The sequence below is a fragment of the Sorangiineae bacterium MSr12523 genome, assembly GCA_037157775.1.
Lineage (GTDB): Bacteria > Myxococcota_A > Polyangia > Polyangiales > Polyangiaceae > Pendulispora > Pendulispora brunnea.
On record CP089982.1, the window covers coordinates 5,162,902 to 5,175,405 of the forward strand.

22 protein-coding genes are annotated in these 12,504 nt (G+C 64.9%); all 22 read right to left on the minus strand.

Features of this window, described 5'->3' with window-relative positions; all coding sequences use genetic code 11:
* Positions 1 to 244 precede the first annotated feature (244 nt).
* The 22 genes from LZC95_19645 to LZC95_19750 all read right to left on the minus strand — a co-directional run bounded on the left by LZC95_19645 (position 245) and on the right by LZC95_19750 (position 12,496).
* Entirely contained in the window at positions 245 to 595 is a 351-nt protein-coding gene (locus LZC95_19645; GenBank protein ID WXA99022.1) for a hypothetical protein, read from the minus strand.
* Positions 596 to 673: 78 nt separating this feature from the next.
* Complete coding sequence (locus LZC95_19650) at positions 674 to 1,027, minus strand: hypothetical protein (protein ID WXA99023.1); 354 nt, start codon at positions 1,025 to 1,027, stop codon at positions 674 to 676.
* A 223-nt stretch (positions 1,028 to 1,250) separates the two neighbouring features.
* A complete protein-coding gene (locus LZC95_19655) occupies positions 1,251 to 1,454 on the minus strand; it encodes a hypothetical protein (protein ID WXA99024.1) in 204 nt (67 codons plus the stop codon).
* A gap of 287 nt (positions 1,455 to 1,741) precedes the next feature.
* Complete coding sequence (locus LZC95_19660) at positions 1,742 to 1,948, minus strand: hypothetical protein (protein WXA99025.1); 207 nt, start codon at positions 1,946 to 1,948, stop codon at positions 1,742 to 1,744.
* A 62-nt stretch (positions 1,949 to 2,010) separates the two neighbouring features.
* Positions 2,011 to 2,289 (minus strand): hypothetical protein, encoded by a 279-nt coding sequence (locus tag LZC95_19665; protein WXA99026.1) that lies wholly within the window; start codon positions 2,287 to 2,289, stop codon positions 2,011 to 2,013.
* A gap of 164 nt (positions 2,290 to 2,453) precedes the next feature.
* Positions 2,454 to 2,786, minus strand: a complete 333-nt coding sequence (locus tag LZC95_19670; protein WXA99027.1) for a hypothetical protein — start codon at positions 2,784 to 2,786, stop codon at positions 2,454 to 2,456.
* A complete protein-coding gene (locus LZC95_19675) occupies positions 2,774 to 3,022 on the minus strand; it encodes a hypothetical protein (GenBank protein WXA99028.1) in 249 nt (82 codons plus the stop codon). Before LZC95_19675 ends, LZC95_19670 begins: the two co-directional genes overlap by 13 nt.
* A gap of 371 nt (positions 3,023 to 3,393) precedes the next feature.
* Complete coding sequence (locus tag LZC95_19680) at positions 3,394 to 3,963, minus strand: hypothetical protein (protein WXA99029.1); 570 nt, start codon at positions 3,961 to 3,963, stop codon at positions 3,394 to 3,396.
* A 66-nt stretch (positions 3,964 to 4,029) separates the two neighbouring features.
* Positions 4,030 to 4,656 (minus strand): hypothetical protein, encoded by a 627-nt coding sequence (locus tag LZC95_19685; GenBank protein WXA99030.1) that lies wholly within the window; start codon positions 4,654 to 4,656, stop codon positions 4,030 to 4,032.
* 92 nt (positions 4,657 to 4,748) lie between these two features.
* Positions 4,749 to 5,291 (minus strand): hypothetical protein, encoded by a 543-nt coding sequence (locus LZC95_19690; GenBank protein ID WXA99031.1) that lies wholly within the window; start codon positions 5,289 to 5,291, stop codon positions 4,749 to 4,751.
* 231 nt (positions 5,292 to 5,522) lie between these two features.
* The gene (locus LZC95_19695) at positions 5,523 to 5,762 is read right to left on the minus strand and encodes a hypothetical protein (GenBank protein WXA99032.1); all 240 of its coding nucleotides are present in this window, start codon (positions 5,760 to 5,762) and stop codon (positions 5,523 to 5,525) included.
* A gap of 13 nt (positions 5,763 to 5,775) precedes the next feature.
* Entirely contained in the window at positions 5,776 to 6,030 is a 255-nt protein-coding gene (locus LZC95_19700; GenBank protein WXA99033.1) for a hypothetical protein, read from the minus strand.
* A gap of 289 nt (positions 6,031 to 6,319) precedes the next feature.
* Positions 6,320 to 6,607: a hypothetical protein gene (locus LZC95_19705; GenBank protein ID WXA99034.1), complete on the minus strand. Its 288-nt coding sequence runs from the start codon at positions 6,605 to 6,607 to the stop codon at positions 6,320 to 6,322.
* A 53-nt stretch (positions 6,608 to 6,660) separates the two neighbouring features.
* Complete coding sequence (locus LZC95_19710; protein WXA99035.1) at positions 6,661 to 6,870, minus strand: hypothetical protein; 210 nt, start codon at positions 6,868 to 6,870, stop codon at positions 6,661 to 6,663.
* Between the two features lie 9 nt (positions 6,871 to 6,879).
* Positions 6,880 to 7,200, minus strand: coding sequence for a hypothetical protein (locus tag LZC95_19715; GenBank protein ID WXA99036.1), 321 nt, complete (start codon positions 7,198 to 7,200; stop codon positions 6,880 to 6,882).
* 53 nt (positions 7,201 to 7,253) lie between these two features.
* Positions 7,254 to 7,802, minus strand: coding sequence for a hypothetical protein (locus LZC95_19720; protein ID WXA99037.1), 549 nt, complete (start codon positions 7,800 to 7,802; stop codon positions 7,254 to 7,256).
* Between the two features lie 333 nt (positions 7,803 to 8,135).
* Positions 8,136 to 8,621: a hypothetical protein gene (locus tag LZC95_19725; GenBank protein ID WXA99038.1), complete on the minus strand. Its 486-nt coding sequence runs from the start codon at positions 8,619 to 8,621 to the stop codon at positions 8,136 to 8,138.
* A 430-nt stretch (positions 8,622 to 9,051) separates the two neighbouring features.
* Complete coding sequence (locus tag LZC95_19730) at positions 9,052 to 9,354, minus strand: hypothetical protein (GenBank protein ID WXA99039.1); 303 nt, start codon at positions 9,352 to 9,354, stop codon at positions 9,052 to 9,054.
* Between the two features lie 325 nt (positions 9,355 to 9,679).
* Positions 9,680 to 10,006, minus strand: coding sequence for a hypothetical protein (locus LZC95_19735; protein WXA99040.1), 327 nt, complete (start codon positions 10,004 to 10,006; stop codon positions 9,680 to 9,682).
* A gap of 199 nt (positions 10,007 to 10,205) precedes the next feature.
* Complete coding sequence (locus tag LZC95_19740; GenBank protein WXA99041.1) at positions 10,206 to 11,255, minus strand: DUF3560 domain-containing protein; 1,050 nt, start codon at positions 11,253 to 11,255, stop codon at positions 10,206 to 10,208.
* A 273-nt stretch (positions 11,256 to 11,528) separates the two neighbouring features.
* Positions 11,529 to 12,263, minus strand: a complete 735-nt coding sequence (locus LZC95_19745) for a hypothetical protein (protein ID WXA99042.1) — start codon at positions 12,261 to 12,263, stop codon at positions 11,529 to 11,531.
* A complete protein-coding gene (locus LZC95_19750; protein WXA99043.1) occupies positions 12,260 to 12,496 on the minus strand; it encodes a hypothetical protein in 237 nt (78 codons plus the stop codon). The genes LZC95_19745 and LZC95_19750 overlap by 4 nt, the downstream gene beginning before the upstream one ends.
* Positions 12,497 to 12,504: the final 8 nt, after the last annotated feature.

Here is a 12,504-nt window from a genome sequence, read left to right on the forward strand (position 1 = left end):
GGCGACCGGCCAGCAGTTCTTATGCGTCCGGCGAGAGGCACGCCGGCGCGCAGCGGGGCTCTACGAAGCCTGGACGGTCATCGAGGCCCGCCGGTTGGCGGGGCGAGAGGTCTTCCTAGTCTCCCAGCGGCCCGGATGGGGGCCTCGGATGGTGCCGCGAAGGAAGGCTCGCGGCGGGGCCTGTTCGATGGCAACGTCGGCAACTACGCGACCGACGCGCTAAAACACTCGGTGCGCGAGTCTCTCAGCGAGCTCGCTGGGCACGCCCTTCACGATGCCGTTCACCCACGAACCAGGCGGTGCGGGTTTCCGCCGCGGCCATTTCGATGGGATCGGGGACATAGCCGCGGCCCAAAACGCGGCACATCGTGAACTCGATGATCCGAATGCCGTTCTCGAAAAGCACGGAGACCTGAGGTGCGTGGGCTCGTTTCGCGGCCTGGCTCAATCCGGCGCCGCGGTCGGGAGCCTGGAACGTAAAACAACCCGATAGAAACTCCGCCAAGCTCATATCCGGGTCGTCATCGAGGGCGAGCTCGATCTCGTACCCGTTGGCGACGTGGTATTGATTGAGCTCATTCACCGTCTTGTTCATAGAGATAACCTAATACGTATACCGGCCCGTGCCATATCAATAGCCCCGCTGAAGCCTTATTTTGCCGCGTCCAGCGCGTCAAACCGAATTGGACGCGACGCCGCTTGATGCGGCATCCTGCCGAATGCCACCCCGCCCGAGCCGAGCGCGAAAGCGCTTTAGGACCTCGCGGGTGACGTCGTAATCGGGGTCTCCTGCGACGACCGAAAGCCGTCGTTCCGGCCCGAGTCTCGAGTGCCAGAGCGAATACACGGCAAAGATGCGGCCCTCGAAGCCCACGGCCACATGACAGGCGCGGGCGTACTTCGTCTCGCACCACGGGCTTGCCGCGACTTGAAACCGCTCTCCGTTCACCGTCTCGAGCGTCTCTTCGCGCAGATGCGCGGCTTCCGCTTGCCGGCGATGAAGCTCAAAGGCGAGGGCAGCGCTCATCTGATCACCAGTCCTTTGCTGATATGGCCGAATACCTATTGCTGATGAGTACGTCAGCGGCGCCTTTCGCATTCATTGCGAATGTTGCGACTTAAAAAAGGGGCGCTCTGAGCAGCTCAAGCCGCCATGGGCTGGGCGATGCCTGCTCGACCGAGCCAATTTCGAACGAAGGGGATGGGGCGTCGACGCCCGATCCGGCCTTCTCTCACGCTTTCCGAACGCGCTAGGCGAAGACGGGGATCTCGTTGTGGGAACGCTGCCAACTGGAGAGCATCACGCGCTCGAGGCGCTCCAACGGTTCCGCAAGAGGCGAAAGACCGAGGCCCCGCCAAACCGCAAGGGCGGCCGCCACCGCGACCATTGTCGGGTTGGTATCCGTGCTGAAACCCGATATCCGACGAACCGTCACGCGAGAGGTGGCACCCACGGCCCCGAGGGCGAACACGATTCCGGCACGGGCACCATTGCGCCAGTCATCGTATCCCGTGGCGGGAACATCCTCGATGTACCCTTGAGGCGAAGGCCTTTGCCAGAGCACTCGAACACGATGTCCTGCCGCGCGTCGGCGGTGTCGACGTCGAGGACCACTTCCGCGAAGTAGCCGATGCAATTCCGGAATCTTCCAACGCTGGCGTCGGCCATACCCAGTGGTACTATGCGCAACGACGGCGGCCCGTGCGCGGGGCGCGCAGGGCGAAACCCGCCGACCCTCGGCTACGGGACCTTCTGAATGGTGACGTGGAACTCGGCGCCTCCGACCTTGATCACAAGTCCCCTTGCTCCTTGGCCCACGCCCATCCAACCGAACGTCTCGACGAGATCGAGGGTTTCCCCACGAGCGGTCTCGGCTTTCCCGAGGGCTTCGGCCATGAACGCTTCAAGGTCCGTTTCGGTCACCGGATCAAGTAGTTCGCTGTGCATATCGATATCCTAATAGCGACACTGGGAAGTGCCATGGCGATAGGTTCAAATCGCGGATTCGGTCAGCCGCTCGTCGCGCGCCGGACGAGCCCGAGATGGCGACGCGCGTCCATGAAGCGCGCACACGCGACGTCAATCGCCGCCCCGCGGCCCTGCACGATCCCATCGGGATTGACGTCGGCGTCTACGCCTTTGTCCTCGAGACGGTCCGCCGTTTCCGAGATGAGTTTGGCGAACTCGCGGAGGTCGCCCACGAGCACCGCGTGCTTCTGTTCGACGTCGTACACGGCGCGCTTGAGAAGGACGTTGGTGGATTCGTTGTTGGTGAGTTCGTTGTTCATGAATAGAACCTGACTTATATACCGGCATATGCTAGTTCAATAACCCCGATAACGCTCAATTGATATTCGTCGGGTTCTCGGCTTTGCGTGGTGACCGCCCCCGCTGGTCCGCGCTCTCGGGGCCTCATGTCCTCATTTCCCTGCATGGGCTGCCCGCGCGAGGGCTATCCCAGACGGGCGCGAAGATGCTCGAGGACGGCCTGGGTGACCGCCCAGTCTGGGACACCGGCGATGAGGGCAAGTTTCCTTCGGGCGCCGTGCCAGTACTCCCAAAGCGTGAAGGCAGCGAAGATGCGGCCGTCGCGTCCCGCGGCCACGAGGCACCCCGATGCGCTGCCCTGGCGCGTCCAGGGCGACATCGCCAGTTGGAACGTGTCGCCCTGGGCGGTGGACAGGGTCCTCTCCCGAAGGTGCTCGCGCTCGCGCATCCGAAGCCGGCGCTCGAATGTGCGGCCACGCGGAGTGGGAGGCGGCGGGCTGGCCGTCAGCGGCGCCATGAAGCTCCCGTTGCGCGCGCAAGGAAGCCGGCGGCTTCCGCCGTGGTTTGATCGAATTCGGCGGCGATGGCGAAGAGCTCCTCGGGGATCGTTCCGTCGTCATCCTCGTAGAGCTCGAGCTTCTCGGCCGCGACCTCGGCCAGCCGCGTGTGATCGATTTCACTCGTCCTGCGGTCGATGCACCGGGCGAGACTGCGCCGCATCACCCTCATGACGGCCTCGCGGTCGATGTCCATTGGAAACCTCCTGCCGCGCGCAGGGCGCGGTCACGTTGACGTATAGGCGTCCAGAACGCCGAGTTCTTCGAACGCGCGGGATCCTCGTTGCCCCCGGCGCTCAGTACCCCGCTCGACGGCGGCCGCTGGCCTGCATCGCTTGCGGGACGCGGATCATCCAGGCCCCATGATGGAAAGCGGAAACAAGCCAAGTGGATCAAACGATCCGGCCATTCGCACGCATTCTATATTGCTGGCCTAGGGCAGGGTGCGGGTGAGGCTGCTTTCTTGAATAAAACCTAACCGATATACCGACCGATACCAGTCAATTAACCTCATATCGGTCAATTGATATTCGTGGCCACCCCTCCCTCAACCTGCGAATGGTGCCCTCAAGAGAGCAGCGCCTTGAGCCAGTCGCTGAAGACCCTCCGTGCCGGGACCGGCTCCGATGCCCGGCGCGGACGCCCGCGCCCACTCTGCGCCGCCCACCACATTTGCGGCCGCGCGCAGACCGGCTCAGACGAATCCCAGATGATCCCGTCGTCGTCCGGCAAATTCTCGAGCTGAAGGTCCACGATGATGGTGTGCTGCCGCCGCGCAAGGTGGCAGGCGCACCGATGGGCCATGCGGAGGTTGGGCAAGGCAAGCTTGCCGCGCCCGGTGCGAACTTCGAAGTCCTTTTGCACTTCCTCCTCCTTTGAATCCACGCGGCTTTCGGGTCGCACGTGCTGCTCGACGCACCCGCCGCCTGCCTTGGGTGTGCCGCGCCACAGGACGCCGTGGTCGCTTTCGTCTCCCTCGCGGCGGCCGGCGAGCAGGTCGACGATCTCCACGCGCTTTTCGCACTCGCGGACGAGCGAGCGGGCGAACGCGAGCGCCTCCGACCAAATTTGAAAGAGGCCTTGCTGGCGCATGACGCCCTGCAGGGTCCGCATGCGGACCTCGAACGGATGAATCATTACTTTCTCCCCTTGGTGATGCCGTGATGCTGGGCGGGCCCGAAGCTCGCCGAAGTTGCCGATAAATTACTGGCGCGCGACCGCTCGCAGGACCGACATCGCGCGCGCGGCCTCGGCGCCATCGCCGCGACGGCGAAGCTCGAGGTAGACCACGGCGCGGCCCTCGCAGAGTTCGCGGGTGAAGACGCGCCAGCCTTCCTGCCTTGGCGTCGCACGCTCGACCTCGAGGGCGACGAGGTGGGCGGCGGCGAGCACCTCGCGGCGCCCCATCTCGTGCGCCGAGAGCAGCAGCTCGGGCTCGAGGACCCCGCTCTCGGAGTGCCCGAGGTTCGCGCAGAGCGCCTTGGAGGGGGCTTTCGGCACGTCCTTGGGGGAAGCCCCGAGGAGCGCATCAAAAATCGCGCACGCCTCCTCGTAATCGTCCGTGTTGCCGAGGTGAATCGTCACCCGCGCGACGTCCGCATGGGGCACGTCGACATCGACCACCCAATCCTTGCCGTCGGGCACCGCCAGCTCGGCCTGGGCCGCGAGGGTTCGCGCCACCGCCGCGATGCTGCGAATGTCGTCCTGGTGCTCACACGCCCCGATGCGAAAGAGCGGCCCCCAGAACCCCTGCCACTTTGCGAAGCGCTCGAAGACGATGAACGTCTGTGCCGCATGGGCCGGGTTGGTGGAGATTATCGCCTTATCCATGAATATATCCTAACCAATGTACCGATCTGGACCATATCAAAGCACCCAAATCCAAATTAATTTGAGGTGCCGCGGCTGCCGCGCCAATCCAATTATTTATCATTCCTCTTATTGGAACGACCCTTCGGCTCTGCGCCTCCGCCGAATGCCTCTTTCGCCGCCGCCTCGCTGACACCCAAGGCCGCGGCAATCGCCGGCCACTCGACGCGGGCTTCACGCAGCTTGTGTACGTGCCCGTCGATCCAGCCTTCGAGCTCCTGAACCGCCGTCGAGAGTGCCACCAGGCCGACGAGGTACTCCGCGTCGGGGATCCCGGCCGGAAACCGACGAACCTCGCCGCGGAGGAGGCTCTGCGCGATGGGCGGGTTCCGGAACGTGGCTTGGCGACGGGCGAGGGGTAGGAGAAGGGGCCGAACGTGCTCGTCGCACCATTCGGCCTGCGCGTCGGACTGGCCTTTGGCGTTCGGAGGGGCCTCCTTCACGCTCTGCCAACCGCAGCTGCAGGAGCCCACGATCGCCGCGAAGCGCTCCGGCACCTCTCCCGGCTGCCCGTTGTACTCCCAATACCGGCCATCGTTGAGCAGGCGGACCTCGCGCCATTCATGCACGGCGCCCGCGTATTGAAGTTGCGTCATAGGTTTTCTTCTCCTTCCTTCGGCGCGAACCCTATTGGCTCCGGCCCTTTGCTGCCGTGCGTCCGTTTGCGGGCGCGCGATGCGCGGGGCGCACGACGTCCGCGTCGAGGGTCTATGGACCAAGGCGAGCGCCCCAGGGCGCCCCGCGGCTCGGTCGGAAAGGTAGGGGCTCGCGGCGACACCGGCCGCGCATGCCGGAGGGCGGTGGACCTCGCGCGCAGCCTCGATGTCTCAGGCTCCAGCCGGCGGATGCGCACGACCGTGGCCGCCGCACGTGGCGCATGCCCATGTCCAGTACCGCTTGGCCGTGACCTTCATCCCCACGCCCGCCAGGCTGCACGTCGTAGGGTCCGCCGCGGCAAACCGCTCCACCACATCGAGCCCCTTCGCGCCGCACTTTGGGCATGGTGCAGCCACCGCAAACCGGCTACCGACGGGACTCTCGTCCATGCCAAGGACCGTCCTCGTCATCAGATCTCCACGTTCACCGTCCATGAGGCCTACGTTCGTCCACCTCGCTGGCACAACGGATGCAGTTGATCTCAGCTCGCGTACCTCGAAGGTGTTGTTCGACGATTGCGCGTGCATGGTCCATGTCGCTGGCGCATACCCAAAGGGTCTGAGGCTCAGATTCGTCCACGGTGAGCAGGCCGGAGAGCACCGGACGTTTCATGAATGCCGCGACGTCGTTCACGTTGGCGAGGTCGATTTCAACTTCGAAGTTCAGCGTCTTGTTCATGAAGAGAACCTAATCCCCATGCCGACCCGTGCCATATCAAAGTACCGATATTCGAATTAAAGCGCGACGCGCTCGCGACCCAAGGTCGGCGCCTGCACGAGGCGCCGCCGCCCGTGCGGTGTTGCTCTCGAGAGGCCAATCCGCGGGACTCGAACCCGCACCTTCTCGTCAGGCGTGCTCCCATTACATCAGAATTGGCTCGGCACCGTTTGAGGCCGAGTTCCGCAGAGGATTCGACCTTCTCGGTGGGTGCCATACCGGCCCCGCGGCCCACGTCCGGCCAAGGGGCTCACGCATCGGGCTGGAGGAAGGCGGGCTTCTCCGGCGCGCCCTGACCCCGGTAGTGGAGGACCACTTGAAAGTGGGCGCGCTCTTTGAGCTGGGCCCGCCGAAGTTCGGCCAGCTGGATGGCCGTGGCCTCATCGGCTTTGGCTTTGCGGATTTCCGCCGTCTTGCCCTCGGCCGCCTCGATGGCCTCGCGGTACGCGAGCGTGTGGGCGAGCTCGAGCTCGATGGCCTGCAGACCGGCTTCCTCGTAGTGCTGAAGCGCTTCGAAAAAGTTGAGCGCAATGAACATGGTTTTCTCCTGGTGGATGATGGCGATGACGGGGCTTCCGTTCGGCCCCAGGGCTAGCGACGCGTCACGATGGTGACCTGACACTCCTGCGAGCCGACGCGGGCCACGCGGCCCTTGTTCAATGTGAGAAGCCCGGCTTGCTCGAAGGTGCGGACACGCGGGCGCTCTCCCTCCTCCGTCTCGCTCTCGGAAAGGGCGAAGCCCACGAATGCCGCAAACTCGGACTCGCTTACGGCTCCGCAGCTCTCGATAGCCTTGTGCATGATTCCCTCCTACGCGTCGATGACGTCGTCTTTGAAGTGGGAGAGCGCCTCGCGGGCCGCGACGAACGTGGCGCACGAAAGGTCGACCGAGACCCCCTGGCCTTGCACTTCGCCCAAGCGGTTCACGACGGCCTCCAGCCCGAACTCTTCCAGGTCCGCAGCAAGCTTCGTCATCTGCCGCGCGAGCGTCCGGACCCGGGCGTAGAGCACTTCGTGGTTGGATTCGACCGCCAGCTTGAGGCGGCGCAGGTGCTTTTGTTCGGGCGTGAGCTGGCTTGCCTTCGCGGACGGATTGGCGAATTGGGATTGAGCGGGAAGTTCATTGTTCATGCGATATAACCTAATCCACATACCGGCCTGGGCCATATCAAAGTACCCATAATTCAAATGAAATTCGAGCGCGGACCCTCCGGTTCGTTTCGGCGGTCCGCCGCGGCATTGTCCTCGCGGCGGGTAGGCTCGAACCTCGCACGCGCTGCTTCCTCGTCCACCTCCAGGGCGGCCGCCACGGTCCGCCACGGCAACCCCGCTTCGAGCAGCTCCTTAATCCGCCCCTCAAGCGTCCGCTCGATGGCGGCGGAGAGGGCCGCGAGCGCGACCGCGTCCACGAAGGCGCGCGCGCCGTCCGCATCGCCGGGGAGCGCGAGCTTCAGCGCCACCGACAAGGCGGCCGGCTCGAGGGCCGCCGCGTGCGCGGCGAACGGCTGGACGAGCGGTCGCAGATGCCCTTCGCACCATTCGGCAAAAACCGACGCGGCGTCGGCGTGCGTCCCCGTGCGCTCCACCGGACTTTGCCAGCCGCACCGGCACGCCGCCGCGAAGGCGACAACGGCGTGCGGCGGCTCGGACGCCGAGTGCCAATACCAACCATTGACCAGCCTGCGCACCGCGCGCGGCTCGTGGTCCGTGCCCGCGCACCGAAGAAAGCTCATTTCGACTCGTTCCTGTTCTCGGAAGAGACCCTGCGCCCCCGAGGACTGCGCCGCGCACCAATGCGCACGCCGACCGAAGTGGGCCCGGCCTCAACGCCGTCTTGCGGCCGAGGCGAGCGCTCTACGCGCCCTGCGTCTCGACCGGGGAGGGGGCAGGGAGATGGGGGACCCGCGGCCCGCGTTCGCCCGTACGCCCCGCATACGCCCTCAGCTCGCGCGTCCGTTCATGCCTTTCGGCCTGCCCTCCGACGGAAGGGATTCGCGGGCAACCGCCTGCGCGCCCTCCATGGGCCGCGCCAGCGCCAAGGCTCATGCGCGCCTCGTGCGCCGCACTCAGGCCTGGCTCGCCTCGAGGTGCGCGACCACCGCCTCGTTCACCACGCTCTCGATGCGCTCCAGGTTCCCGCCGGTAACCCGCACGCGACCGATTTCCGCACCGAATACATCCTGCTCGATGTTCCACGTCTCGCCGGCGGGCCGCGCGCGCTCGAGCACGTCCGCGTACTCCTTCACGGCTTCGGCCATGGTTTGGCCCTTCAGGCCGCCCTTTGCGAAGAAGATGAGCTCGTAGCTCGGGACATCCCCGCTCGGGTACACCCACGGGACAATGACTAAGTTGTGCGCCTCGGCGCTCTCCAGGTACCCCTCGTCCTCGAGGTTCTTCCGGATTTCGTTCAACTGGAATTCCTGCCATTCCCCGCGCTCCGCGGCCTCTTCCTCCGCGCCCTTCTCGGGGGCCGCCCCCGCTTCCTCCTCCAACATGTAATCCCAGGTGCCGGGTGCAAACATGGGGGCCTCTTCACCGAATTCATTCTTCACGGGATTCATCCTCTTGTTGATGAATTGAACCTAATTCACCTACCTACCCAGGCCAGTGAAATAGCCCCATTCGACATTTAATTTGGATTCCCCACGGACCCAGTATCTTCCATTGGGAAGAAGCTCACCGATACTCGACGAGGTAGGGCGCTGCTCGCTCCGCGGCCCCTTCGAAGAGGGGGCAGGGACCGGGCCGCCTCATGACCCGTTGCACGCCGCCTACGGTGGAGAGTTCAATTCGTGGCGAGGCCGCAGCCGCGCGATGCGCGTGATGCACGACTTCCGCGTAGAGGGTCTTTGGACCAAGGCGAGCGCCCCAGGGCGCCCCGCGGCTCGGTCGGACGGAGGTGCCCGCCCCAGGTGGCAAAACGTCCATCGTTGGCTACGCCGCCGATACGGCGATAACGAAATCGGAGCTCCAGCTCGCCCCTCACGCCGCTACGATGCGGGGGCTTTGGCGGTCCGCCAGTGGCCCCTTACGCAGAATGGACACGGTGCCGTCGGGGGCAACCGTCGCGACCGGGGGGCCATAGCCGTTGACATAGACGTAGTCAACTTCGCTGCAGCCGCTCGCCTCGAGTGTCACGGAGTAATCCTCCCGGAGCGACACAAGACCGTTGTAGAAATCGTGTTTGAGCTGAAAACAAACCAATCGGTGCGTGGTCGGCACTTGGTCCGTATCTTCCTGGTTAATGCCATTTACAAGTTTGGTGTCGCTCATGGGCTTATTCATGAATAGAACTTAACCCATATACCCACCTAAACCACAAAATAAGCTCTTCGCCCGCCCAAATAAAATGCGAAAGGTTCGCCCCGCAAACCGCGATATCCCATCACGCACGGCGCGCGATTTCTGTTCCAGGGTTCGAACGTGCCGAAGCTCGAATCTTCATTCCGCCGCACTCGGGCGCTTGGTTCAATAAAGGGCCTTATGGCCCCGATCTCGAGCGGCTTGGGCCACCCCTGGGGCCAGTGGCAGCTGGGAATGCGCGCGCTGTGAGCTCGGCCCCCGCCGGGCTCCTCCCGCTCGCAGCCCGTAGCGGAGCGGAGCCAAGGCACTAGCCCTCGTCGATGAACTCCGCTCGGAAACTTGCGAGCGCGTCAAGAGAGGCCGAAAAGCGGGCGCACGCGAGGTCGATGTCCAGGCCTTGCCCGCGCACGGCGCCGTCGCTGGCGACGCGCCATTGCACACCATGCGTTTGGAGGCTCGCCGCCAGCCGGGAGAGCTGCCGCGCGAGCCCCTCCACGCGGATGAGGAGCGTCTCGTACTCTCGATGGACCTGCTTCTCCAGGTGGCGAAGGTGCCGTTGCTCGGCCGAGAGCGGGCTCGGGCTCGCCAATGGGGGAGCAGCCGCTGCGGTGAGTGCATGAATCTCATTGTTCATGAGATAAAACCTAATCCACCTACCGGCCTAAGCCATGAAATAGCCCTTCGCCTCCGAAATTTAATGCGAAAGGTCCGCCCCTCGAACCGCGGAATCCCCGCGTGAACGGCGCGTAATTTCTATTCCAATGTTGATAACGCTCGGCTGATATCGAGCGAGGTGCGGCGCGCTGTTCATCGGGACAATCTCTAGTTCCGCACTATTCGGATGTACCGCGGTCATCGGCGGAATCGGACGCGGCACCTGCGTCGACGTTCGGATTCGAGGCATCGGTCGATGGGCCGGCGGATGCCCCGTCCACCCGTTGGCAGGCGATGGAATACGGGTCCAGCCCGACGAGGCGCAGGGCCTTGTCCCAGGCGAGCGCGGAGGCATGGCGCTGCCACGCGCCGACCGTGGGCGAGTAGATGAATCCTTCGCGGCGAAGCCGCTTGCGCATGGCCTCGTCGGGTTTTGCGTCGAAGTAGATCCGCACCCGATTGTCGTCTTCCTCGACCTGCGCGCCATCGCCTCTCACCGGCGGACGCGGTCCTCGTTCGGCCTGCGCCTCGAGCTCGGCGATGCGCTTGCGGAGCCTGCGAATATTCGCGCTCGAGTGACTCAAGGAGAATCCCTTGTTCCCCATAGGGTCCGGAGCGATGGCGCGTGCAATCTCGTGGACCGAAAAGCCGAGGGCGCGAAGGTCGGCGACCGGCGAGGTGCTGCATCGGATGATGCGGTTTCCCTTGACCATGAGGGCGTGGGCTCGCTCAAGCTCGAGCACACGTTCCCGGAGTTTGGGTAACGCGTCGGGATCGTCCGAAAAGATCGCCCGATTGTCCTCGGCGCTGTCCGCTCGCCGTCGGAGGTGCTTCGCCTGCTTGTCCAATTCGTAGGCTTTTCGCAGTCCGTTGTCGGCGCGTGCAAGGTCGCGTCGGTGGCGTTTCTCCGAGTGGTGTCCTACAAGAATTGGCTGCCCAGCCGGGATTCCATCGAGGATGGTGTGCGCCCGCGCGTGGGCGACTTGAGCTTCTGCCTCGCGTCGGTCGGCCCGCTGCCGCAGGCGCTCGATGCGGACCGCCCGCTTGCGCTCGTAGGCATTGAGGATGGCCGCCCCCGAGGTCTCGCGGGACACACATTCCGCGACTGTGCTCTCCGCGGGCACGTCGACGCCGACTGCGGGGGAAGTCTCCTCGGCGCTCACACGATCATCGTGTGGGCTGGTCGCCACCGGCGACTGTGTCTCTTGCGGAAGTTCGTTGTTGCTCATGAAGGTACCTCCTCGCGGACGCGCTGTTCAATTTCATGTTGGGGAGCTGGTTGCTATCGAATGAACGCGTCGTGCCCGACTGAAAAAATGCAGAAGGTCCGCCCCTCGATCCCAAAAATCCCCTCGCGAACGGGGGCGGCGACCGAATCGCCCGTTTGACCGTTCTCGGTTCCTGCGAGGGGAAGGGGGTGCTTCGTGCTCGTGTCCGAATCAGACGGAGCTCGGGGCGATCGGGGCGGAACTCGAGGCGCCTCCAACCGTTTCGAGGCCTCTCTAAGCGGGGTTGCTCTCTTCGCTCGAGGCCATGGTCATCGGGGTAGCCTCGAACTCCGGCGGCGCCGGCGTGTGGACCGACTCGCGCGGAGGAAGCAGCGCGCGGAAAGCTTCGACGGCGTCCACGTCGACCTCGCACACGTTGGCGCGGAAGACGTCGAGCAGGAAGTGGGCGAACAAGGCGTCCGCCTCGACGTGCCGCAAAGCCGCGAAGATCGCCTCGGGCGCGGCGTGCGCGGCGGCATCCCACCGCACGCCCCGGATGCGCGCCTTCTGCAAGGCCGCGACGTTGGCCCGGGATAGGGCCGCAAGTCTGTCCATGAGCCCTGGGCTATCGGACGTGGCGGCGCGCGCGATCCACGCGAGTTCGCGCGCGCTGAGGCGGACCTTCGTGCGCTGCATGCGCGCAAACGCCCACCGCAGCATGGAGACCTCGCGCGCGCGCCGCGCGTGCAAGAAGGGGTGGCCGTCGCTCGTCGTGGTCCATTCCTCGACCCCATCCAAAGTGCGGTTGCCCTGCTCTAGCACCAGCGGCCGGCAGCGCCCGACGGCGGCCTCGAGCTCGGCCACCGTGACCGGGAGCGCCTTCCGATCGTTGCGCTCGAAGCGGTAGGCGAAGACGTTGGCCGTGGAGAGCGCAGCGAGTACGTTGAAGGCCCGGTCCCACCGGGCCCTGGGCACGCCAACCACGACATTGGCGAGCTGCATGGCATGGAGGACACGCACGGCGCTCACCGGTTACCCGGCCCCATCCAGGACCAGCCGCCGGGCGCCTCGACGTCGACCTCGAATTCGAGCGTGAGCCCGAAGACATCCTCCGGGATGACGTAGCGCAGGTGGTCCTCGCAGAGGTCGAGCTCGGACGTCGCGTCTTCGGCGAGTTTGGTGTGGTTGATTTCACTGCCCTCGATGCAGCCCGAGACGAGGTGGCGCATCATCTGGCGGGCGGTGTTGCAATCGATCTCCATAACGGTCC

What these genes read in the sequence shown, in the direction of transcription:
- LZC95_19720 (WXA99037.1), bottom strand. Translation starts at nt 7,802, where the DNA reads ATGAGCTTTCTTCGGTGCGCGGGCACGGACCACGAGCCGCGCGCGGTG.
- LZC95_19645 (WXA99022.1), bottom strand. Translation starts at nt 595, where the DNA reads ATGAACAAGACGGTGAATGAGCTCAATCAATACCACGTCGCCAACGGG.
- LZC95_19660 (WXA99025.1), bottom strand. Translation starts at nt 1,948, where the DNA reads ATGCACAGCGAACTACTTGATCCGGTGACCGAAACGGACCTTGAAGCG.
- LZC95_19715 (WXA99036.1), bottom strand. Translation starts at nt 7,200, where the DNA reads ATGAACAATGAACTTCCCGCTCAATCCCAATTCGCCAATCCGTCCGCG.
- LZC95_19685 (WXA99030.1), bottom strand. Translation starts at nt 4,656, where the DNA reads ATGGATAAGGCGATAATCTCCACCAACCCGGCCCATGCGGCACAGACG.
- LZC95_19740 (WXA99041.1), bottom strand. Translation starts at nt 11,255, where the DNA reads ATGAGCAACAACGAACTTCCGCAAGAGACACAGTCGCCGGTGGCGACC.
- LZC95_19670 (WXA99027.1), bottom strand. Translation starts at nt 2,786, where the DNA reads ATGGCGCCGCTGACGGCCAGCCCGCCGCCTCCCACTCCGCGTGGCCGC.
- LZC95_19735 (WXA99040.1), bottom strand. Translation starts at nt 10,006, where the DNA reads ATGAACAATGAGATTCATGCACTCACCGCAGCGGCTGCTCCCCCATTG.
- LZC95_19690 (WXA99031.1), bottom strand. Translation starts at nt 5,291, where the DNA reads ATGACGCAACTTCAATACGCGGGCGCCGTGCATGAATGGCGCGAGGTC.
- LZC95_19750 (WXA99043.1), bottom strand. Translation starts at nt 12,496, where the DNA reads ATGGAGATCGATTGCAACACCGCCCGCCAGATGATGCGCCACCTCGTC.
- LZC95_19730 (WXA99039.1), bottom strand. Translation starts at nt 9,354, where the DNA reads ATGAATAAGCCCATGAGCGACACCAAACTTGTAAATGGCATTAACCAG.
- LZC95_19705 (WXA99034.1), bottom strand. Translation starts at nt 6,607, where the DNA reads ATGTTCATTGCGCTCAACTTTTTCGAAGCGCTTCAGCACTACGAGGAA.
- LZC95_19680 (WXA99029.1), bottom strand. Translation starts at nt 3,963, where the DNA reads ATGATTCATCCGTTCGAGGTCCGCATGCGGACCCTGCAGGGCGTCATG.
- LZC95_19710 (WXA99035.1), bottom strand. Translation starts at nt 6,870, where the DNA reads ATGCACAAGGCTATCGAGAGCTGCGGAGCCGTAAGCGAGTCCGAGTTT.
- LZC95_19650 (WXA99023.1), bottom strand. Translation starts at nt 1,027, where the DNA reads ATGAGCGCTGCCCTCGCCTTTGAGCTTCATCGCCGGCAAGCGGAAGCC.
- LZC95_19695 (WXA99032.1), bottom strand. Translation starts at nt 5,762, where the DNA reads ATGACGAGGACGGTCCTTGGCATGGACGAGAGTCCCGTCGGTAGCCGG.
- LZC95_19665 (WXA99026.1), bottom strand. Translation starts at nt 2,289, where the DNA reads ATGAACAACGAACTCACCAACAACGAATCCACCAACGTCCTTCTCAAG.
- LZC95_19700 (WXA99033.1), bottom strand. Translation starts at nt 6,030, where the DNA reads ATGAACAAGACGCTGAACTTCGAAGTTGAAATCGACCTCGCCAACGTG.
- LZC95_19675 (WXA99028.1), bottom strand. Translation starts at nt 3,022, where the DNA reads ATGGACATCGACCGCGAGGCCGTCATGAGGGTGATGCGGCGCAGTCTC.